Origin of the sequence: Streptomyces sp. NPDC048643 (assembly GCF_040650615.1) — a bacterium.
GTDB lineage: Bacteria > Actinomycetota > Actinomycetes > Streptomycetales > Streptomycetaceae > Streptomyces.
This window is the reverse complement of the sequence record NZ_JBEZHO010000002.1, coordinates 302,838-321,464: the sequence shown is the minus strand read 5'-3', so window position 1 is coordinate 321,464 and position 18,627 is coordinate 302,838. Positions and strand designations below refer to the sequence as shown.

Genomic DNA, 18,627 nt, shown 5'->3' with positions numbered 1-18,627 from the left:
ACGGGATCCGAACGCCGCGCACGGTCACGGTGGTGTACGCCGCTCGGCCGTACGCCGCCGGGTCCCGTCCGGCCTCGGAGTTCCTTCCCTACTGCCCCACCCGACCCGGCTGGAGCCGCTGCGTGAACAGCACGGACCCGTCCTGCTCACGCAGCCGCACCGTCAGCTCACCGCTGCCGCCGTCGATGTCCACCTCGCCGAAGAACTGGTAACCGCCGGCGGGCGAGACGTTCGAGGCGGTCGGCGCCTTCACGAACACCCGCTCCGGACCGAACGTGCCGTCCAGGGCACTCGCCGGGAAGGCGCCGGCGTTGAGCGGGCCGGAGACGAACTCCCAGAACGGCTCGAAGTCGGTGAACGCGGCCCGCGAGGGCTGGTAGTGCTGCGCTGAGGTGTGGTGCACGTCGGCGGTCAGCCACACCGTGCCGGTGATCCGCCGGTGCTTGACGAACCGCAGCAGTTCCGCGATCTGCAGTTCACGCCCGAGCGGTACGCCCGGGTCGCCCTGCGCCACGGCCTCGATGTTCGGCTTCCCCTCGGTGGTGTCGGGCACGACGAGACCGATCGGCATGTCCGCGGCGATCACCTTCCACACCGCACGCGAACGGGACAGCTCGCGCTTCAGCCACTCCAGCTGCTCGGCCCCGAGGATGCCCTGCGGGTCCGTGCTCTGGTCGTCGGGCGAGTTGGCGTTGCGGTAGGTGCGCATGTCGAGCACGAACACGTCCAGCAGCGGACCGTGCCGCATGACCCGGTACACGCGACCGTCCCGGCGGCCCGGTGGCAGCGTCGAGACGGGGAAGTACTCGCTGAACGCCCGCCGCGCCCGGCCGGCCAACACGTCGACGCTCTTCTCGGTGTACCGGCTGTCCGTGCTCGCGATCACCTCGCCCGGGTACCAGTTGTTGCGCACCTCATGGTCGTCCCACTGGACGATCGACGGCACCCGGGCGTTGAACCGCCGGAGGTTCTCGTCCAGCAGGTTGTAGCGGAAGTTGCCGCGGAACTCGGCCAGTGACTCCGCGACCTTGGACTTCTCCTCGGTCGTGATGTTCCGCCAGGTGCTGCCGTCGGGAAGCGCGGCCGTGGCGGTGAGGGGGCCGTCCGCGTAGATGTTGTCGCCGCTGCAGAGGAAGAAGTCCGGGTCGAGCCGGGCCATCGCGTCGTAGATGCGGTAGCCGCCGATGTCGGGGTTGATACCCCAGCCCTGCCCCGCCAGGTCCCCCGACCACAGGAAGCGGACACCGCCGCGCCGGCCGCGCGGCGTCGTACGGAACGTTCCGGCCACCGGCTCGCCGGTACGGCGCGGGTCGTCGGGGTCGGCGAGCAGGACGCGGTAGTGGATCTGCTCGCCGGAGGGCAGTCCCCGCAGCCGCGTGGTCCCGGTGTGGTCCGTGTCCGGGCCGAGCAACGGCCCCTGCCAACGGTGCGGGTCGCGGAACGACTCGGTCGCCGAGGTCTCGACGATCATCCGGGCCGGCCGGTCGGAGCGGACCCAGACGAGCCCGGAGTCGGCGGTCACGTCACCGGCCTGGACACCCCAGTCCGCTCTGGGCCGCCCCGACAGGGCGAAGGCCGGTGCCGAGCCGAGCGCGGTGGGCAGAGCCAGTGCCGCCGACGCGGCGAGCGAGCCGCGCAGCACGCTGCGGCGGCCGGGGAGGGAACGGTGCGGGCGGTGCGACATGAAGGCGCCTCCGGGGGACGGATTCGGCCGGTGTGGACTGCCACACCTACTGGTGCGCCGCAGCGCACACGGAAACCAGAGGTGAACAACTCTCCCTGAGGCGGGAGGAAAAGAGGCAGAGGCGGACCGGCCGGCCGACGGGTGCGACAGACACCGGGGGACGCTCGGAGGCGTCGCCGGTGCTAACGCTCCGCCGTACGGGCACCTGCGTCGCGCAGGGCCTCGGCCATCAGGCGGACGCCGTCGCGTATCCGCGCGGGCGGCAGATGCGCGTACCCCAGGACCAGCCGCACACCGTCGCCGGCGGCCTCCCCGTAGTGGGCGGCCGGGCGGACCGCCACTCCTGCCGTCGCGGCCCGCTCCAGGAAGCGGTCCTGCGGCCCGTACCGGTCCGGGAGCACGGCGACGACGTGCAGGCCCGCCGCGATGCCGGACACCCGCGTCCCGGGGAAGTGCTCCTCCAGAGCCGTCACCAGCGCGTCGCGGCGTTCCCGGTAGGCGCGTTGGCAGCGGCGCAGCTGCCGGTCGTAGTCGCCCCGTTCGACGAACCTGGCCAGGAGCGCCTGGTCGAGGACGGGGTTGCCGAGGTCCATGGTCCGCTTCCGCTCGACGACCTCCTCGATGTGGGACGCGGGGACCAGCAGCCAGCCGAGCCGCAGTCCCGGGGCGAGCGACTTGCTGACCGAACCGGTGTACGCGACGTGCTCGGGGTCGAGTCCCTGGAGGGCACCCACCGGGGCGCGGTCGTAGCGGAAGTCGCCGTCGTAGTCGTCCTCGATCACCAGCCCGTCCACCCGGCGGGCCCAGTCGAGAAGTTCGGCACGGCGGCGCGCCGAGTACGCGATCCCGGTGGGGAACTGATGGGCCGGTGTCGTCACCACGGCGCGTACACCGGAGAGCCGGAGTGGATCGACGGCGAGCCCCTCGTCGTCCAGGGGCAGCGGTACGGTGCCGAGGCCGGCCGAGGCGAACAGCGCTCCGTGCTCCGGACTTCCGGGGTTCTCGACGCCGACTCCGCGTGTCCCGCGCGCGTGCAGCACGAATCCGAGCAGGGTCATCGCCTGCGCCACGCCGGAGACCACGACGACGCGTTCGGGATCGGCGACCACGCCCCGGCGGCGGTCGAGGAGCGCGGCGAGCGCGGTCCGCAGCGCCGGCAGACCGCGCGGATCCGGGTATCCCAGCGCCTCGTGGGGCAGTTCGGCCAGCACCCCGCGGTGCGCGGCGGCCCATGCGGCACGCGGGAAGAGGGACAGGTCGGGCGTGCCCGCGACGAAGTCGGCGCGTACGCCCGTCGGCCGCGGCGCGTGGTCCCGCGCGCGGGGGGCGACCGCCCGAACCGCGCCGCCGACCCAGGTGCCCGATCCCCGGTCGCTGCGCAGGTATCCCTCCGCGGTCAGTTGCTCGTACGCCTCCGTGACCAAGCCCCGGGACACCCCGAGATCACCGGCCAGCTCGCGGCTGGACGGCAGCCGGGTGCCCGGGACGAGCCGTCCGGAACGGACGGCCTCGCGCAGCGCTTCCTGGAGCGCGCGTCCCCGCGCGCGTGCCGGTGCCGCCGCGGCGGGCAGGAGCAGCTCCCAGGCGGCCGCCCACGGCGCCGCACCGGACGGAGCGGGTTCCGGCGGCCCGCCGTGATTGGTCCCCGATGACGTCATGGAAGTGGACCTTAAACCGGACCACGTCCGCTCATAGCGTCACCCTCATGAACGCCACCACCACCCGGGGCGCCCTGCTCGCCGCCCTGGCCTGCCTCCTTGTCGGCGGTTCCTTCACCGCCAACAGCCTCCTCGGCGACTACCCGTACGCGGGCGGCCAGTTCCTCCGGTACGGCCTCGCCTGCGTCCTGCTGCTGCCCCTGGTCGGCAGGCGCGGAACCGCCCCCCTGCGCCGGCTCGGCGCCCGCCGGTGGACGCGTCTCGCGCTGATCGCGGCCGTCGGCATGGTCGGTTTCAACCTCGCGGTGCTCGCCGCCGAGCGCACGGCGGAACCCGCGGTCCCGGGCGTCCTCGTGGGCTGTGCCCCGGTCGTCGTGGCCGTTCTCGTGCCCTTCCAGGAGGGCCGTCGCCCGCGGCGGCGCGTGCTGTACGGGGCGTCGCTGGTCGCCCTGGGAGCCTTCGCGGTCCAGGGCTGGGGGCGCACCGACGCCGCCGGGATCGCCTACTCGGTCGGCGCGCTGGCCGGTGAGGTCGGCTTCGCCGTCCTAGCCGTGCCGGTGCTCCGCCCGCTCGGCCCACGGCTGTTGGCGGCCACCGTGTGCGGGATCGCCGCCGTCGAGTCGGCGACGGCCGGGCTGATCGCGGACGGCGGGGCCTGGTTGCGGGTGCCGGACGCCACGGAGGCGAGCGCGCTGGTGTGGCAGGCGGTGGTGGTCACCGTCGTCGGCTTCGTCTGCTGGTACATGGGCATGCAGCGGATCGGCGCCGAGCGCGCCACGCTCTTCTCCGGTCTCATCCCCGTCGCCGCGGCCGCCACCGCCCCACTCGTCGGCACCGGCGCCTACGGGTCGGCCCAGGCCGTCGGCAGCGCACTCGTGGCCGCCGGAGTGGCCCTCGGTTCAGGGGCGTTGGGCCCTCTCGCCGCACGGCGCGCCGCATCCGCCGCCGCCCGGAACGGCGGACGTCCGGAGAAGGGCACGCTCGCGCGAGGCGGCGGCAGCGGGCGGCGTCAGGGTGTCGCCCCGGGAGAGGGACCGAGCACGTCAGCGGCTGCCGTCGAGCAGGACGCGGGCGACGAGCGCCGGGTCGTCGTTCATCGGGACGTGGCCGCAGCCGGGCAGCCGCACCAGCCGCGCGCGCGGAATGATCTGCTTCGCCCGGACACCCTGGCGCCGCACCAGCAGCCGGTCACGGGTACCCCAGGCCACGGTGACGGGCAGCGCCGGGATGTCGTCGGTGAACCGGACGGTCGTACCCGCCCGCAGGGTCTCGGTGAACGCCTCGGCATGCGCCAGCGCGAGGGTCTCGGCGACGACCGCCTCGGGTGAACGACGGGCGGGACGGGCGTAGATGCTGCTGGTCAGCACCGTCCGTCCGGCTGCCGAACGCGAGAGCCGCTCGACGACCGGGAGCGGCATGCGCCGAGCCGCCTGGCGCATGGCCAGCAGCACGCCGAAGGCGTACCGCCGCTCGACCGGCGACCAGAAACCCGCGGGCGAGAAGGTCGTGACGGACCGTACGAGCTTCTCGCGGCCCAGCTCCAGGGCCAGCAGCCCGCCCAGCGAGTTGCCGGCGACGTGCGGCCGCTCGATCTCCAGCGCCTCGCACAGGGCGCCGAGCACCGGCACCACCGTCGACAGGTCGTGCGTGAGCCCGTCGGGCAGCGCCGGGGACGCGCCGAAACCGGGGAGGTCGACGGCGATGACGTCCCGCTCGGCCGCGATCAGCGGGATGACCGGGTCCCAGGCCTGCCGGTGATGTCCGATCCCGTGCAGCAGGAGCAGCGGCTCACCGGTGCCCACGCGCGCGTAGGACAGCGTGACCGACCTCGGGCCGCGCGGGGAGGGGACGCTGAAGGAGACCGTGTCGGACATGGGGCTGCTCCTCGTCGGGGACGCGGGGAAGGACTGACTCGTAGACAGCTTGTCAGCAACTGCTACCGACGGGTAGCCCCTGTCTGTCATCAACCCCGTGAGCCCGCCCGAAGACGCCGCCCGGGCCGATCGCGGCGGCGATTCCGCCTGGACAGGAAGGGGAGCGTCGGGTGGGATGGTCCGGTGGCAACCGACATCGCGACCGACGTGTTCGAAGAGCACCGGCCCGTCCTGACCGGCGTGGCCTACCGGATGCTCGGGCGGGTGGCCGACGCCGAGGACGTGGTCCAGGAGGCGTGGCTGCGCTGGTCCGCCGCCGACCGGTCCGACATCCGCGAACCGCGCGGCTACCTCGTCCGCGTCACCACCCGCCTCGCCATCGACCGGCTCCGCCAGATCAAGTCGCGCCACGAGGCCTACGTCGGACCCTGGCTTCCCGAGCCGTACGTCACCGACTTCGCGGACACCGTGGAGGACAGCGCCGAACGGGCCGTCCTCGCCGACACCGTCTCGCTGGCCGTCCTCGTGGTCCTGGAGTCCCTCTCGCCCCTGGAACGCGCGGTGTTCGTCCTCAGGGAGGCGTTCGGATACCCCTACGCCGACATCGCGGCCGTCCTCGACCGGGGCGAACCGGCGGTGCGCCAACTCGCCGGCCGGGCCCGCAAGCACGTCGAGGAGCGACGCCCGCGCTACGAGGTCGACCCGGCCGAACGCAGGGATCTCACCGAACGGTTCCTCGCGGCCGCCGTGGAGGGCGACCTGGAAGGGCTGATGTCACTACTGGCGCCGGACGCGCGACTGATCGGAGACAGCGGAGGCCTCTCCAAGGCGCCGCTGCGTGTGCTCGACACCGCCGACAAGATCAGCCGCTTCATCGTCGGAGCCGGCCGCAAGGGCGTGCCCGACCTCTCGTTCCGCTTCCTCGAACTCAACGGCGGTGTCGCGGCGATCGCGCTGTCCGCCGGGAAGCCCGACACCGTCTTCCAACTGGACGTCGCCGACGGGCGCATCAGGTGCGTCTACGTCATCCGCAACCCGGAGAAACTCGTGTCGCTCCCCGCCGGATAGGCCGCCGCGAGCCCGGTCCGATCCTCCCGCCCGGCCACCGGCTCCCCCTCACCTCCGCGGTTCCACATCACCTTCCGCATCGCCGCAGCACGGCGAAAGCCCCCGCCATCCTGGCCGGGGGCTTTCGCCGTTGTGTCGCGAACGTCGCCCAGCGCGAACGCCCCGTGAACGCTGTGCTGCAACGCCCCTGTGCGTTCCCCAAGGATCGAGGATTGGTCTTGACCAAGGGTGGCGGCGGCCCTATGGTCGCAGGGATAGTGCAGGAACCTTTAATAAACAAGGGCGCTAAAACGCCGCCGGGACACGGCGATTGCGGAGGCACAGGGTGGGGACCACGCAGTTGGAATCGGTGCCGGAACCGAAGTACTGGCATCTCAAGACCGTGCTCAGCGAGGCGCTGGACTCCGAGTTCACCGTGGGCGAGATCCTGCCCAACGAACGTGACCTCGCGGCCCGCTTCGGCGTCGCCAGGGCCACGCTGCGCCAGGCGCTCGAACAGCTCGAACTCGAAGGCCGCCTGCAGCGCCGCCGGGGCGTGGGCACCACGGTCGCCCCGCCGCGCGTGGGCGTGGCCGTCGGCAACGAACAGCAGGTGTGGCCGGGGGCGGCGGGGGACGCCTGGCAGGCCGCCGACTGTGTCGTCGCCGCACCGCCCGCGCCGGTGGCCGGCGCCCTGGAGACCGCCGAGGGCGAGCTGGTGCACACGGTGCGCCGGTCCCGCGTGACGCACGGTCAGCCCGTCGCCGCCGAGCTTCTCTACATCCCGGCGTCCTCGGTGCCCGACCTGTCCGCCATCGACGCGCCCTCGGGTGCTGCCCGCGCGCGTGCGGTGCTGCGCGAGCTGCAGCGTCTGGAGCTCGAGGGACAGGACCGCGCCGTCGAGCTGGGCTCGGCCCGCGCGGACGACGCCCGGGAACTCGACCGGCTGCCCGGCGCGCCGGTCCTCGTCGTCACGACCCGGTTCTTCGCCGGGGGACGCACCGCGGCGGTCTCCGTGGCCACCTACCGCGCGGACACCTGCCGACTCACCTTCGGTGTCTCCGGCGGCGTGGAGATCCACCACGACCCGGAGCGCCGCGCCTCCTGAGCCGACCGGCGGGGGCCTCGTGCCCCGTCGAGCCGCACCGCGTCACCCGCTCCGCGCCCCGGAATCCTCCGGGGCGCGAGCGGTTTCCCGCTGCCGTCCTCGCGTGCCACGTGAGCCTCGGATCAGCGGCGGGCCGTCACCGTGCCCTCCACGGCGAAGAGCTGCTCCTCGACGTGGTCCAGGGCCAGCCGCAGGGCTCCCGTCGCGACGGCCGCCTCGCCCAGCAGGGAGAGGGCCACCTTGGGCGGGCGCAGACAGTAGCGCGCCAACTCCCGCCGCAGCGGCTCCAGTACGCCGTCCAGGCCCGCCGCCCAGCCGCCGATGACGACCAGTTCCGGGTCGAGGGCGAGGGCGAGCGCGGCCACGTCGTGCACGAGCCGCTGGATGAACCGTTCCATCGCGGCGCGTGCCCGCTGGTCGCCGTCCTTGGCCAGCGCGAAGACCTTGGCGACCGCCTGCTCGTCGAGCGGGTGCAGCGGCTCGTCCGTCGTCGACAGCAGGGTCTCGGGCGTGACGTCGCGGCCCAGCAGATGCAGCGCGCCGATCTCACCGGCCGCCCCGCCGTACCCCCGGTGCAGCCGCCCGCCGATCAGCGAGCCGGCGCCCGGGCTCAGCCCCGCGAGGACGAACACGACGTCGTCCGTCTCGGTCGCCGCACCCTTCCAGTGCTCGGCGACCGCCGCCGCGTTGGCGTCGTTCTCCACCAGTACCGGGCATTTGAAGGAACGGCTCAGCCGTTCGCCCAGCGGCAGGCCCGTCCACTCCGGCAGCGCGGTGCCGAGCCGCACGGTGCCGTCGGCCTCCACGATGCCAGGGCTGCCGACCCCCACCGCCCGCAGGGAACTGCGGGCCACACCGGCCCGGCGCAGCAGCTCGGCGACCGCGAGCCGCAGCCGTTCCAGCCGCTCGTCGGCGGACGCCGTCTCGTCCACGTCCTTGGCCATCGCACCCATGACACGGCCGTCCAGGTCCGCGAGGAGCGCGGCGACACGGTGCGGGCCGATCTCCAGGCCCAGCAGGTGCCCCGCCTCGGCCCGGAACCGGTAGCGGCGTGCCGGACGGCCCTGACGGCGCGTGGCGCCTTCCTCGGCCGCCTGCTCGACGACGAGTCCGTTCTCGATGAGTCCCTCGACGACGCCCTCGACCGTGGGCCGCGACAGCCCCGTCACCCGGGTGACCTCGGTGAGGGTCGCGCAGTCCGTGGCACGCAGGGCGTGCAGCACCACCGCGGAATTGATCCGTCGCAGCAGAGAGGGATCCCCGCCGGTCAACCGCCCCAACGTCCGTCCTCCCAGCTCGTGCGCGTGTTGGCCGGATCGTACTCGGCGCGGGGGACCCCGGCGAGTGCCGGGGACCATTTCGTCCTCACGAGTCACCCTCAGCCCGGCGCCACGAAGCCCGACTCGTACGCCGCGATGACCGCCTGCGTACGGTCCCGGGCGCCCAGCTTCGCCAGTACGGCGCTGACGTGGGACTTGACCGTCTCCGTCCCCACGACGAGCCGCGCGGCGATCTCCGCGTTCGACAGACCTCCGGCCATCAGCCGCAGCACGTCGGCCTCCCGCTCGGTGAGCGCGGCCCGCTCCATGGCCGCCCGCGCCACCGGATTGCCCGCGGCCTCGCCGTACGCGGCCGCCAACTGCCGTACGGAGGAAGGGAACAGCAGGGACTCGCCCGCGGCGACCAGCCGCACGGCGTGCACGATCTCCGCCGGGCGCGCCCGCTTCAGGAGGAACCCGTCGGCGCCCGCGCGCAGCGCCTCGTAGACGTACTCGTCGTTCTCGAAGGTCGTCACCACGAGGATCTTCGGCGGATCGGCCACGGCCCGCAGCAGCGCTCGCGTGGCTTCGATGCCGTCGAGCAGCGGCATCCGCACGTCCATGGCGACCACGTCGGGCCGTAACCGCCGGACCAGCGGGATCACCGCGGCACCGTCGGCAGCCTCACCGACGACCTCGATGTCGGACTCCGCCTCCAGCACGGCACGCAGGCCCGCGCGTACGAGGGGTTCGTCGTCGACGAGGAGAACGGTGACCGGCATCGGGCCAGCGTAGATCAACTCACCGGCAGCTCGGCGTGCACCTGCCAGACACCCTCGTGCGGGCCCGTTCTCGCACGGCCGCCCAGCAGCGCGGCCCGCTCCCGTATGCCGCGCAGGCCGCTGCCCCGCGCGGGCCCGGACCGGCCGGCCGGCAGCGGGTTGCGGACCTCCAGGCCGAGCGTGCCGTCGCGCACCTCTATGCGGACCCGCACCGGGACACTCCCCGCGTGCCGGAGCACGTTCGTGAGCGACTCCTGGAGGATCCGGTAGCCCTCCCTGGACACCGGGCCGGGCACGGTCTCCAGCGGCCCGCTCACCTCGGCTTCCACCTTCGCTCCCGAGGCCCGGGCCGACTCCAGCAGCCGGTCGGCGTCGGCCAGCGTCGGGCGGCCGCTCGCCGGCCGCTCCGTCTCGCGCAGCACGCCGAGGACCCGCTCCAGGTCTTCCAGGGCCGCGCGTCCCGTCTCCTCGATGGCCACCAGGGCGCGATCGGTGAACGAGGGGTCTCCCGCGGCCCGTGCCGCGCCGGCCTGGACGACCGCGACAGTCAGGGCGTGGCCGATGGAGTCGTGGAGTTCGCGGGCGATGCGGTTGCGCTCCAGGAGCTGCTCGGTGCGCTGCTCCAGAGCGGCCAGCCGCTCGGCGGGGGAGGGCCCCAGGAGTCTGCGCGCGAGGATCGTGACCAGCTCACCGAGGCCGACGACCGCGCCGTACAGGGCGAGCAGCGGCAGCGGGACAAGCAAGGCACAGCTCCACCCCGGGTCCAGCAGGGACACCACGGGGTCGCCGGCGGGCCGGTGGCCGGCCGCCGCTCTGCCGAGGTCGAAGGCGAGGACGGGGAGCCAGACGGTGGCGGCGCAGGTCAGCCAGCCCAGCACGAGCCGCGCCTCCAGCCACAGCACCGTCCGCCACCGGTCGCGGAGACCGGCGGAGGGAGCCACCGAGAACGCCTGGTCCTCACCGCCCCGCTCACCCGGCGCCAGCATGAACCGTGCCTGCACGCCCTCGCCCCGCCGGACGGCCGGGACAAGACCCAGCGGGATCAGCAGCACCGCGGGCACCCACGGCTTCGACAGGTCGATGAAGAGCCAGACGCTGACGAACAGCATCGGCACCCACAGGTGCAGCAAGCGCGTGTACGTCGTCCCCCACAGCAGCGGGCGCAGAAAGCGGGCCATGCGGTCATCGTGCCAGCGGGCACCGACAACGAACCTCCCCCGGGCGGGGGAGGCGGCCCCCGCCCACGGGGGAGGCGGTGACCGTCGCGTCACGGCCACGCTGAACCCATGACCAGCATCGACGTCCACCAACTGACCAAGGAGTACGGCGGCAGGCGCGCCGTGGACCATCTGACCTTCAGCGTCCTCCCGGGCCGCGTCACCGGATTCCTCGGCCCCAACGGCGCCGGGAAGTCCACCACCATGCGGCTCGTGCTGGGCCTGGACCGGCCGACCTCCGGCACCGCCACCGTCGGCGGCAGGCCCTACGCGTCCCTCGACGAACCGCTCCGGCAGGTGGGCGCCCTGCTCGACGCGGGGGCCGCCCACGGGTCGCGGACCGCCCGGGACCACCTGCGGGCGCTCGCCGCCACCAACCGCATCCCCGAACGCCGGGTGGACCAGGTGCTGGAGGAGGCAGGGCTCGCCTCCGTGGCCCGGCGCCGGGTGAGGACGTACTCCCTGGGGATGCGTCAGCGCCTGGGCATCGCGGCGGCGCTCCTCGGCGACCCGCCCGTGGTACTCCTCGACGAACCGTCGAACGGCCTCGATCCGGAAGGCATCGTCTGGATCCGGGAGTTGCTGCGACGCCTGGCCCGGGAGGGGCGCACCGTCCTCGTCTCCAGCCACCTCATGAACGAGACGGCCTCCTTCGCCGACCAGTTGGTCGTCCTCGGCCGGGGACGGCTCCTCGCCGACCTGCCCATGCGGGAGTTCATCCACGCACGCGTGCGGCCCCGGGTGCGCGTGCGCAGTACGGACGGCGCCGCCCTCGGAGGTCTGCTCACCCGCCACGGCATCGAGGCCGCCGAGGGCGAGGGCGGGCTCTGGACCGCCCTGGACGTCCGGGTGGACGACATCGGGCGTCTCGCCTCGGCGTCCGGGCTTCCGATCCTGGAACTCGCCGTGGAGGAGGGCACCCTGGAACAGGCCTACCTCGATCTGACCGCCGCCGAGACCGAGTTCAGTACCGCTCCGACCCAGCACCAGGAGGCTTCACCATGACGGACACCGCCGCCACCAAGGGCCTGACGGAACCTGACGCCACCCCCGCGGGCCGTCCCGGAGCGTTCGTGCCCGCCCTCCGCGCCGAGTGGATCAAGATCCGCACACTGCGTCCGCTGGTCCTCGCACTGCTCGCCGTCCTCCTCGCCACCGTGACGTTCTCCGCGCTCGCCGGACTCGACGACTCCAAGGGGCCGGACTTCGACCCGCTGTTCTCGGCTCTCTTCGGAGTGAGCTTCGGCCAGATCGCCGCCATCACCTTCGGCACGCAGGCCATGGCGGCCGAACACCGGGACGGCGCCCTGCGGTTGTCGTTGGCCGCGGTCCCCGACCGGGGACGCTGGTTCCTCGCGAAAACGGTGGCGATCGGCGCCCCGGTCCTCGTCGTCGGCCTGGTCACCGGAGTCGCCGGACTGCTCGTGGGGACGTCCGTGCTCGGTGCCAGGGCGGACGGCCTGGGCGCGGCGGAGCAGGTCCGCGCGGTCGTCGGCTGCGCGCTCTACCTGACGCTGATGGCCCTGCTCGCGGCGGGACTGGCGGCCGTACTGCGCAGCGGAGTCGCCACGTTGAGCATTCTGATCCCGTTCCTGCTGATCGTGTCCTTCGTCGTCGGCGGAGCGTCGGGAGGCGTGGCGGACTTCCTCCCGGACAAGGCCGGCCAGCTGGTCCTGCACCGGACGCACGACGGCACGCTCGGTCCCTGGACCGGCCTCGGGGTGACCGCTCTGTGGACCGCCGCGGTGCTCGGCGCCGGGGCCTGGAGCGTCCGGCGCCGGGACGCCTGACCCGAGGGACTCCTGACGCCCCACCAATTGTCAGTGCCGGGGGCTTTACTGGAGGCCATGACCATCGCGCAGCATCTCGCCACGATCGACCGGCTGTGCTCCGCGGAGTTCCCCACGGAGCACGGCCGCTCCGATGTGGGATCCGCCGGACCCGGTTACCACCTGGCCGAGTTGGTGACGAGCGAGGACCTCCGGGACACGGACGGCGCGACGCGTGCGGAGACGGAGGAGCAGTTCGAGGCCGAGCGGGACGGCCTTTCGCAGCTGCTCACCCGGCGATGGGGTCCTCCGGAGCGCGTCAGCCTGGCGAGTGTCCTCGAGCGGTCGACGAGCGGCGAGGACATACCGGAGCCCTGGGGCGACCTGAGTTCCCAGGTGCCCGATCTTCACCTCTGGAGACCGCAGGGCATCGAGCGCTGGGTCGCCCTCGGCATAGGGCAGTGGGACCGTGAACTGCCGTTCCAGCTCCTGGCCCTGGTCACCGTGACGGACCCGCCGTGACTCAGCGGCCCTCGGCGGCCGACCGCAGGCGGCCGTACTCCTCGGCCATCGTCGCCGCGGTCCAATGCGCGTTGAGCCCGCTGGGGTTGGGCAGCACCCACACCCGGCTCGACCCGATGGTCCGCTCCTGACGGCCGATGCGCGCCGTGCGGTCGTCGAAGGCCGCCCTGTACGCGGTCACGCCGACCACCGCCAGCCACGTCGGGCGCAGCCGGGTGACCTTCTCGCCGAGCAGTCGGCCGCCCTCGCGGTACTCCTCGGCGTTCAGCTCGTCGGCCCGCGCGGTCGCCCGCGCCACCACGTTGGTGATGCCGAGCCCGTAGGAGAGCAGCTCCCGCTGCTCGTCCGGCTTCATGAGCCGCGGCGTGAAGCCGGACAGATGCAGCACGGGCCAGAACCGGTTGCCGGGCCGGGCGAAGTGATGGCCCGTGGCAGCCGTCATGAGGCCCGGGTTGATGCCGCAGAAAAGCACCGAGAGGCCGTCCGCGACGACATCCGGCACGAGCCGGTCGCGGGCGGCCTCCAGGTCCGCGGGGGTGAGCCGCGTCAGAGGATCGCCCCCGGCGCGTAGGCGGCCGCCTCCGGGTGCTGCTTCAGGATCTCCTCGACGCGCGCCAGCACGGCGGCGACCTGGTCGGCGGCGGCGCCGGTGAAGGACAGCTTGTCGGCCATCAGCTCGTCCAGCTGCGCGCGGTCCAGCGGGATGCGCTCGTCCGCGGCGAGCTTGTCGAGCAGTTCGTTGCGCTCCGTGCCCTGCTCGCGCATCGCGAGGGCGGAGGCGACCGCGTTCTCCTTGATCGCCTCGTGGGCGACCTCGCGGCCGACACCGGCGCGCACCGCGCCCATCAGGACCTTGGTCGTCGCGAGGAACGGGAGGTAGCGGTCCAGCTCACGGGCGACGACGGCCGGGAACGCGCCGAACTCGTCGAGGACGGTCAGGAAGGTCTCCAGCAGACCGTCCAGCGCGAAGAACGCGTCCGGAAGCGCGACGCGGCGCACCACCGAGCACGACACGTCGCCCTCGTTCCACTGGTCGCCCGCCAGCTCGCCCGTCATCGACGCGTAGCCGCGCAGGATGACCATGAGGCCGTTGACGCGCTCGCAGGAGCGGGTGTTCATCTTGTGCGGCATCGCCGAGGAGCCGACCTGGCCGGGCTTGAAGCCCTCGGTGACCAGCTCGTGCCCGGCCATCAGCCGGATCGTCTTGGCGGTCGAGGACGGGGCGGCGGCCAGCTGCACCAGCGCGGTCACGACCTCGTAGTCCAGGGAGCGCGGGTAGACCTGGCCGACGGAGGTGAAGGCCTGCGAGAAGCCCAGGTGCCCGGCGATCCGCTGCTCCAGGTCGGCGAGCTTGGCCGCGTCGCCGCCGAGCAGGTCCAGCATGTCCTGCGCCGTGCCGACGGGACCCTTGATGCCGCGCAGCGGGTAGCGGTCGAGCAGCTCCTCGAGACGGCCGTACGCGACGAGCAGCTCGTCGGCGGCGGTCGCGAAGCGCTTGCCCAGGGTGGTGGCCTGCGCGGCCACGTTGTGCGAGCGGCCGGCCATGACCAGCTCGGCGTACTCGCCGGAGAGCTTGCCCAGCCGGGCGAGGACGGCGACCGTGCGGTCGCGCATCAGCTCCAGCGAGAGGCGGATCTGCAGCTGCTCGACGTTCTCCGTGAGGTCGCGGGACGTCATGCCCTTGTGGACGTGCTCGTGCCCGGCGAGGTCGTTGAACTCCTCGATCCGGGCCTTCACGTCGTGCCGGGTGACCTTCTCGCGCTCGGCGATGGAGGCGAGGTCGACCTGGTCGAGGACGCGCTCGTAGTCGGCGACGGCGGCGTCCGGCACCTCGATCCCGAGGTCCTTCTGGGCGCGCAGCACGGCGAGCCAGAGCTGACGCTCCAGCCTGACCTTCTGCTCGGGGGACCAGAGCGTGGCGAGCTCGGCGGAGGCGTAGCGTCCGGCGAGGACGTTGGGGATACGGGGCTTTGCAGGCGCGGCAGTCACGTGTACGGAGCATACCGGCTGCACAGAGCCGCTCCCGTACCGCCGGGTCGGGCCTCATGATCCCTCGACCGAGACCTCCGGACTCATGATCCCGAGCGCGGTGGACGGGTCTCGTACCCCGCTCGCGCGTGCGGGTCCGGATGGGACTGATCACTGCCGACCACGGCGCGCAGGCCCCCGTAGGTCTTGGTGGTGAAACGGTCGCGGGCCAGGCTGAGTTCGGTGGTGATCAGCTGGTTCCGCTCGTCGTTGACCTCCTCGATCTCCTCCATCAGCTGCGCGTTCCTGGCGCGCAGCGCCGCGTTCTCGTTGCGCGCCTGGTCGACCGCCCTCGCGTGACTGGCGAGCCGCATCGCCGTGAGGGTGGCACTGCGGGCCAGGGCCCGCTCGCGTCGGGACAGGTCCGCTTCGCGCATCTGCATGTCCAGCTCAAGACACCTCCGGTGTTCCGCCACGACGCCGACGTCGTGCCGTGTGCGGGCCTCGACCTGGCTGAGCGTGTGGCGCAGCAGGGCGGCCAGCAGCCCCGCGACGCCCACGGTCAGGAGAGTGCCCCCGACAGCCGCCAGTTCCCACGTACGGTGCCAGACGCCCTCGCCCACGAATGTCCCGCCGGCTGTGCAGCTGGCGGTGGACGCGATTGCCAGTCTGTACGCCACGTTTCGTTACCCCCTTGCCGTGGCCCCCCGGTCGTCGCCTGCGTCGAGGTCCTTCTGGAACTCGATCGCCTGGACGATGTTCCCGTTGAGCATCGTGCGGATTCTGAGATCGGTGATTCCCCACGCGTCCATGGCCTCCTCCGGCGTGAGTGACGCCGAGGCCACCCTCCGGATCGTCGGCTGAGGCCCGTGTTCCGGGGAAAGCATGCCGCTGTTGACCAACATCTCGCGTTGGTCGAGACCGAGCACAGACGCCCATGTCGTCAGTTGCGAGGGAAGGGGCAGCGTCTTCCCCTCCAGTGTTCTGCTGATCGTCGTCAGGCTCACTCCGATCGAGACGGCCAGTTGGGCCCGGCCGCCTGCTCGTGGGCGGACGTCGTACCCGGCCGCGGTCGCGGCTTTCGTGAGGTACTCGCCAACCCTCCTTGCGAGAGCTTGTCGCTCACCGCGGGACTCGTGGGGGGACTCTTCCATGCTCCGCATGCCCGGAGAGTAGCGCGCACGTATGCAACTTGCACACGACTTGCACGCGGATATCGTCGCAGGTCAGTTGGAGCGATCTCGTCGCGACAGGCCAAAGGGCGGCGTTCGTACGCCAGTTCAGGCCAAAAAGTCCTGCGGCTGTACCGCGAAGCAACTTGCGTACGTGTACGCAAGTTGCATATGTTGCATGACTGTGAGTTAGTCGCACGTATGCAAGTCCTGGTCGTGGGGACCTCTGCGCGCACCGCCTCGGCATCCGCTCGATCACGTTGCGGAGCTGCGGGGCGGCGGCGGGGGACACCGCGCGACCGCACGACCCTCGCTCACGAGGCCCGGGCCGCCCGGCGCCCGGAGCCGGCCACGGCCGGAACGCACCGTCACACCATCCGCCCGCCCGGCAGACCCGTCAGCGCACCCGCCCACCCCAGATCATCCACTCATGAACGGAGTAGGCCTTGATCGCCGAGGCTAACGCCGCCACACCGCGGTCCGACACCAGAGAACCGGCCCTGATCGCTCGCGCCCTCGCGGGCGACCGGGACGCGTTCGGGGAGCTCTACGCACTGCACCACCCCGCGGTGCTCGCCTATGTACAGCGTCGCGTGCGCAACCGGCAGGTCGCCGAGGACATCACGGGCGAGACCTTCCTCAACGCCTGGATGAAACGCGGCACTTTCACCTACCGTGGTGTCGGGTTCGTGGGATGGCTGATCACCATCGCGCGGAACAAGGTCATCGACCACTGCAAGAGCGCGCAGCGGCGGGAGTTCGTCGTCGAGGACATGCTCGGCTTCGACGAGGACCTCACCGTCAGCACCGAGGACACCGTGCTGATCGGCCTGGACGAGGAGCTGTTGCGCCAGGCGCTCGGCCAACTGCGTCCGCCACAGCGCGAAGTCCTCACCCGGCGCTTCCTCATGGAGCTGTCGGTGCTGGAGACCGCCCGGCACATGGCGCGGACCGAGGGCGCGGTGAAGACCCTGCAGTTCCGGGCGCTGGCCAAGCTGCGCAGCGAGTACCTGGGAGTGGCGGCATGACCCCCGCGCCCGGGGGCCGCACCGCGGTCGAAGCGGATCTCGCCGATCAACTCGGCACGTTCGCCCGTGAGTTCGTCGCCGAGCTGGAGGCGCAGGGGCGACTGGTGGAGGTCGGCGGCGCCGGCGTCCTCGAACGACTGCGGACCCAGGTCGAGGCCTGGCGCAACGGCCCGGAGTCCTACCGGGTGGCCGTGGAGACGATCGTCGAGGACTGCGGCTACCCCAGCGAGGTCGCGATGCGGATCGCCACCGCGCTGAACCGCAAGGGGCTGCTCCCGGGCGGCGAGGAACCCGAACCCCGGCACGACCACGGCCCCGCGGCGGTGCCTCTCGTCCCCGGTGCCCGCGGCGCCATCGTCCTGCACCTCGCCGACCGGGGCGCGCGCTTCTCCATCGAGCACGACCACGGGCGCGAACACGACCACGGGCGCGAACACGAACAGCGGCCCGAGTACGCCCACGAGTCCGGTGCCGAGCGGGTGGCCGAGAGCGGGTACGGCGGCGTGCACGGGCACGGCAAAGGCCGCGAGAAATGGATCGAGAACGGAAACGGGGACGGAAGCCCGGACGCGAACGGGCGGGAGGGCCCCGCCGGACACGAGGTCGCGCACGGACACGAGGTCGCGGCCGAGCCCGACGCGACGGGCGGAACCGAGATCGCGGCCGGCCGCGAAGGGGTAGACGCACCGGAGACCGCGTCCGGAGCTGACGGCGTGCACGGACTCGCGATCGCGCCGGTGCCCGAACCGGTGGACGGACAGGTCCCCCGGGTGCGCCCGGCCGCCGCGCGGTCCCGCACCGCCGGATGGGACACCGCCTCCGCCCGCGCGGTCTCCGTCGCCGCCACCCTCCAGTCCGACCACCTCGCACGCCTGGAAGCCATGCGGATCACCGCGGACGGCGAACGCGTCACCGTGGCCGTCAAGGCCACGTGTCTGGCCGACTGGGAGTACTGGCTCGACGCGATCGGCGCCGCCCGCAACGTACGCACCCGGACGGCCGGGCACGCGCAGGTGGCCGCGGGGACCCTCGACGGCGTCGCGGTCCACCTCACCGCCCACGGTGTCCCCGAACTCCTCCAAGAGGCGAGCGACGCCGCAGCCGACCCGTTCTATCTGTGGGGTCGGATCTACGACCTCGGTAGGGGGCAGACCGACCGGTCCGACCGCGTCTGGCTGTCACTCGGACGGCGACAGGACGAGCGCGGTATGCCGCTGCTGGTCCTGCGCGGCACCGCCGGTCCGCCGTACCCGCTGGCCGCGATCGTCATGGCTCACGGACCGCTGACTCCCGCCGCTCCGCCCGGATTAGGCACCGACGGGGGAGACGTGTAGCCGAGCGGCGCTATCGAGCCAGCGGAATCTCCGCTTCGGATGGCTGTTTCTCACCTGTGTCCACCGGCACCTCTGCACCAGAAGAACCACGGTCATGCGTCCACCGGGCCGCCGGAACCCCGTACTGCACCTGGCCCAGAACCTCCCCGGCGGACTGTAGGTGAGCGCGTCTCGCATGGCCGGTTCTCTCTCTTGGCCGTGCGGT

The 18,627-nt window shown here is 72.6% G+C and carries 17 protein-coding genes and 1 pseudogene; 8 read left to right on the top strand and 10 right to left on the bottom strand.

Annotation, left to right across the window (positions count from 1 at the left end):
* Positions 1-88 precede the first annotated feature (88 nt).
* Together AB0C62_RS03315 and AB0C62_RS03310 are read right to left on the bottom strand one after the other, a co-directional pair.
* Entirely contained in the window at positions 89-1,684 is a 1,596-nt protein-coding gene (locus AB0C62_RS03315) for an alkaline phosphatase D family protein (protein WP_362969376.1), read from the bottom strand.
* Between the two features lie 182 nt (positions 1,685-1,866).
* The gene (locus AB0C62_RS03310) at positions 1,867-3,342 is read right to left on the bottom strand and encodes a PLP-dependent aminotransferase family protein (protein WP_362969375.1); all 1,476 of its coding nucleotides are present in this window, start codon (positions 3,340-3,342) and stop codon (positions 1,867-1,869) included.
* Between AB0C62_RS03310 and AB0C62_RS03305 the strand changes: the two are divergent.
* Positions 3,333-4,226 (top strand): annotated as a pseudogene (locus tag AB0C62_RS03305) (DMT family transporter); the annotation flags it as partial. The gene AB0C62_RS03310 and the pseudogene AB0C62_RS03305 sit on opposite strands and share 10 nt — an antisense overlap.
* 159 nt (positions 4,227-4,385) lie before the next feature.
* On the opposite strand, the gene AB0C62_RS03300 reads toward AB0C62_RS03305, so the two are convergent.
* The gene (locus tag AB0C62_RS03300) at positions 4,386-5,216 is read right to left on the bottom strand and encodes an alpha/beta fold hydrolase (protein ID WP_362969374.1); all 831 of its coding nucleotides are present in this window, start codon (positions 5,214-5,216) and stop codon (positions 4,386-4,388) included.
* A gap of 183 nt (positions 5,217-5,399) precedes the next feature.
* Between AB0C62_RS03300 and AB0C62_RS03295 the strand changes: the two genes are divergently transcribed.
* On the top strand, positions 5,400-6,284 hold the full coding sequence (locus tag AB0C62_RS03295; protein ID WP_362969373.1) for an RNA polymerase sigma-70 factor: 885 nt from the start codon (positions 5,400-5,402) through the stop codon (positions 6,282-6,284).
* Positions 6,285-6,609: 325 nt separating this feature from the next.
* Positions 6,610-7,371: a GntR family transcriptional regulator gene (locus AB0C62_RS03290; protein ID WP_362969372.1), complete on the top strand. Its 762-nt coding sequence runs from the start codon at positions 6,610-6,612 to the stop codon at positions 7,369-7,371.
* Between the two features lie 122 nt (positions 7,372-7,493).
* On the opposite strand, the gene AB0C62_RS03285 is transcribed toward AB0C62_RS03290, so the two are convergent.
* The 3 genes from AB0C62_RS03285 to AB0C62_RS03275 form a co-directional block, all read right to left on the bottom strand.
* Entirely contained in the window at positions 7,494-8,651 is a 1,158-nt protein-coding gene (locus AB0C62_RS03285; protein ID WP_362969371.1) for an ROK family protein, read from the bottom strand.
* Positions 8,652-8,749: 98 nt separating this feature from the next.
* Positions 8,750-9,412 (bottom strand): response regulator transcription factor, encoded by a 663-nt coding sequence (locus AB0C62_RS03280; RefSeq protein ID WP_362969370.1) that lies wholly within the window; start codon positions 9,410-9,412, stop codon positions 8,750-8,752.
* 14 nt (positions 9,413-9,426) lie between these two features.
* Complete coding sequence (locus AB0C62_RS03275) at positions 9,427-10,590, bottom strand: histidine kinase (RefSeq protein ID WP_362969369.1); 1,164 nt, start codon at positions 10,588-10,590, stop codon at positions 9,427-9,429.
* A gap of 108 nt (positions 10,591-10,698) precedes the next feature.
* Between AB0C62_RS03275 and AB0C62_RS03270 the strand changes: the two genes are divergently transcribed.
* The 3 genes from AB0C62_RS03270 to AB0C62_RS03260 are packed head-to-tail and all read left to right on the top strand — an operon-like array spanning position 10,699 to position 12,920.
* Positions 10,699-11,634 (top strand): ATP-binding cassette domain-containing protein, encoded by a 936-nt coding sequence (locus AB0C62_RS03270; RefSeq protein ID WP_362969368.1) that lies wholly within the window; start codon positions 10,699-10,701, stop codon positions 11,632-11,634.
* Positions 11,631-12,419, top strand: a complete 789-nt coding sequence (locus AB0C62_RS03265; protein WP_362969367.1) for an ABC transporter permease subunit — start codon at positions 11,631-11,633, stop codon at positions 12,417-12,419. Before AB0C62_RS03270 ends, AB0C62_RS03265 begins: the two co-directional genes overlap by 4 nt.
* Before the next feature lie 57 nt (positions 12,420-12,476).
* Positions 12,477-12,920, top strand: a complete 444-nt coding sequence (locus AB0C62_RS03260; RefSeq protein WP_362969366.1) for a hypothetical protein — start codon at positions 12,477-12,479, stop codon at positions 12,918-12,920.
* Between the two features lies 1 nt (position 12,921).
* On the opposite strand, the gene mug is transcribed toward AB0C62_RS03260, so the two are convergent.
* From mug to AB0C62_RS03240, 4 genes are all read right to left on the bottom strand, one after another.
* Positions 12,922-13,470, bottom strand: a complete 549-nt coding sequence (mug, locus tag AB0C62_RS03255) for a G/U mismatch-specific DNA glycosylase (RefSeq protein WP_362969466.1) — start codon at positions 13,468-13,470, stop codon at positions 12,922-12,924.
* Positions 13,467-14,909 (bottom strand): adenylosuccinate lyase, encoded by a 1,443-nt coding sequence (gene purB / locus AB0C62_RS03250; RefSeq protein WP_362969365.1) that lies wholly within the window; start codon positions 14,907-14,909, stop codon positions 13,467-13,469. The genes mug and purB overlap by 4 nt, the downstream gene beginning before the upstream one ends.
* 83 nt (positions 14,910-14,992) lie before the next feature.
* Entirely contained in the window at positions 14,993-15,568 is a 576-nt protein-coding gene (locus AB0C62_RS03245) for a hypothetical protein (protein ID WP_362969364.1), read from the bottom strand.
* Positions 15,569-15,574: 6 nt separating this feature from the next.
* The gene (locus tag AB0C62_RS03240; RefSeq protein WP_362969363.1) at positions 15,575-16,051 is read right to left on the bottom strand and encodes a transcriptional regulator; all 477 of its coding nucleotides are present in this window, start codon (positions 16,049-16,051) and stop codon (positions 15,575-15,577) included.
* A 455-nt stretch (positions 16,052-16,506) separates the two neighbouring features.
* On the opposite strand from AB0C62_RS03240, the gene AB0C62_RS03235 reads away from it, so the two are divergent.
* Both AB0C62_RS03235 and AB0C62_RS03230 read left to right on the top strand, forming a co-directional pair.
* On the top strand, positions 16,507-17,088 hold the full coding sequence (locus AB0C62_RS03235; RefSeq protein ID WP_362969362.1) for a sigma-70 family RNA polymerase sigma factor: 582 nt from the start codon (positions 16,507-16,509) through the stop codon (positions 17,086-17,088).
* Positions 17,085-18,422, top strand: a complete 1,338-nt coding sequence (locus AB0C62_RS03230; RefSeq protein ID WP_362969361.1) for a BN159_2729 family protein — start codon at positions 17,085-17,087, stop codon at positions 18,420-18,422. The genes AB0C62_RS03235 and AB0C62_RS03230 overlap by 4 nt, the downstream gene beginning before the upstream one ends.
* Positions 18,423-18,627 lie beyond the last annotated feature (205 nt).

Excerpts from the sequence above, each read along its gene's own strand:
- AB0C62_RS03315 (WP_362969376.1), bottom strand. The coding sequence starts at position 1,684 with ATGTCGCACCGCCCGCACCGTTCCCTCCCCGGCCGCCGCAGCGTGCTG.
- AB0C62_RS03310 (WP_362969375.1), bottom strand. The coding sequence starts at position 3,342 with ATGACGTCATCGGGGACCAATCACGGCGGGCCGCCGGAACCCGCTCCG.
- AB0C62_RS03300 (WP_362969374.1), bottom strand. The coding sequence starts at position 5,216 with ATGTCCGACACGGTCTCCTTCAGCGTCCCCTCCCCGCGCGGCCCGAGG.
- AB0C62_RS03280 (WP_362969370.1), bottom strand. The coding sequence starts at position 9,412 with ATGCCGGTCACCGTTCTCCTCGTCGACGACGAACCCCTCGTACGCGCG.
- AB0C62_RS03275 (WP_362969369.1), bottom strand. The coding sequence starts at position 10,590 with ATGGCCCGCTTTCTGCGCCCGCTGCTGTGGGGGACGACGTACACGCGC.
- AB0C62_RS03270 (WP_362969368.1), top strand. The coding sequence starts at position 10,699 with ATGACCAGCATCGACGTCCACCAACTGACCAAGGAGTACGGCGGCAGG.
- AB0C62_RS03265 (WP_362969367.1), top strand. The coding sequence starts at position 11,631 with ATGACGGACACCGCCGCCACCAAGGGCCTGACGGAACCTGACGCCACC.
- AB0C62_RS03260 (WP_362969366.1), top strand. The coding sequence starts at position 12,477 with ATGACCATCGCGCAGCATCTCGCCACGATCGACCGGCTGTGCTCCGCG.
- AB0C62_RS03240 (WP_362969363.1), bottom strand. The coding sequence starts at position 16,051 with ATGCGGAGCATGGAAGAGTCCCCCCACGAGTCCCGCGGTGAGCGACAA.
- AB0C62_RS03230 (WP_362969361.1), top strand. The coding sequence starts at position 17,085 with ATGACCCCCGCGCCCGGGGGCCGCACCGCGGTCGAAGCGGATCTCGCC.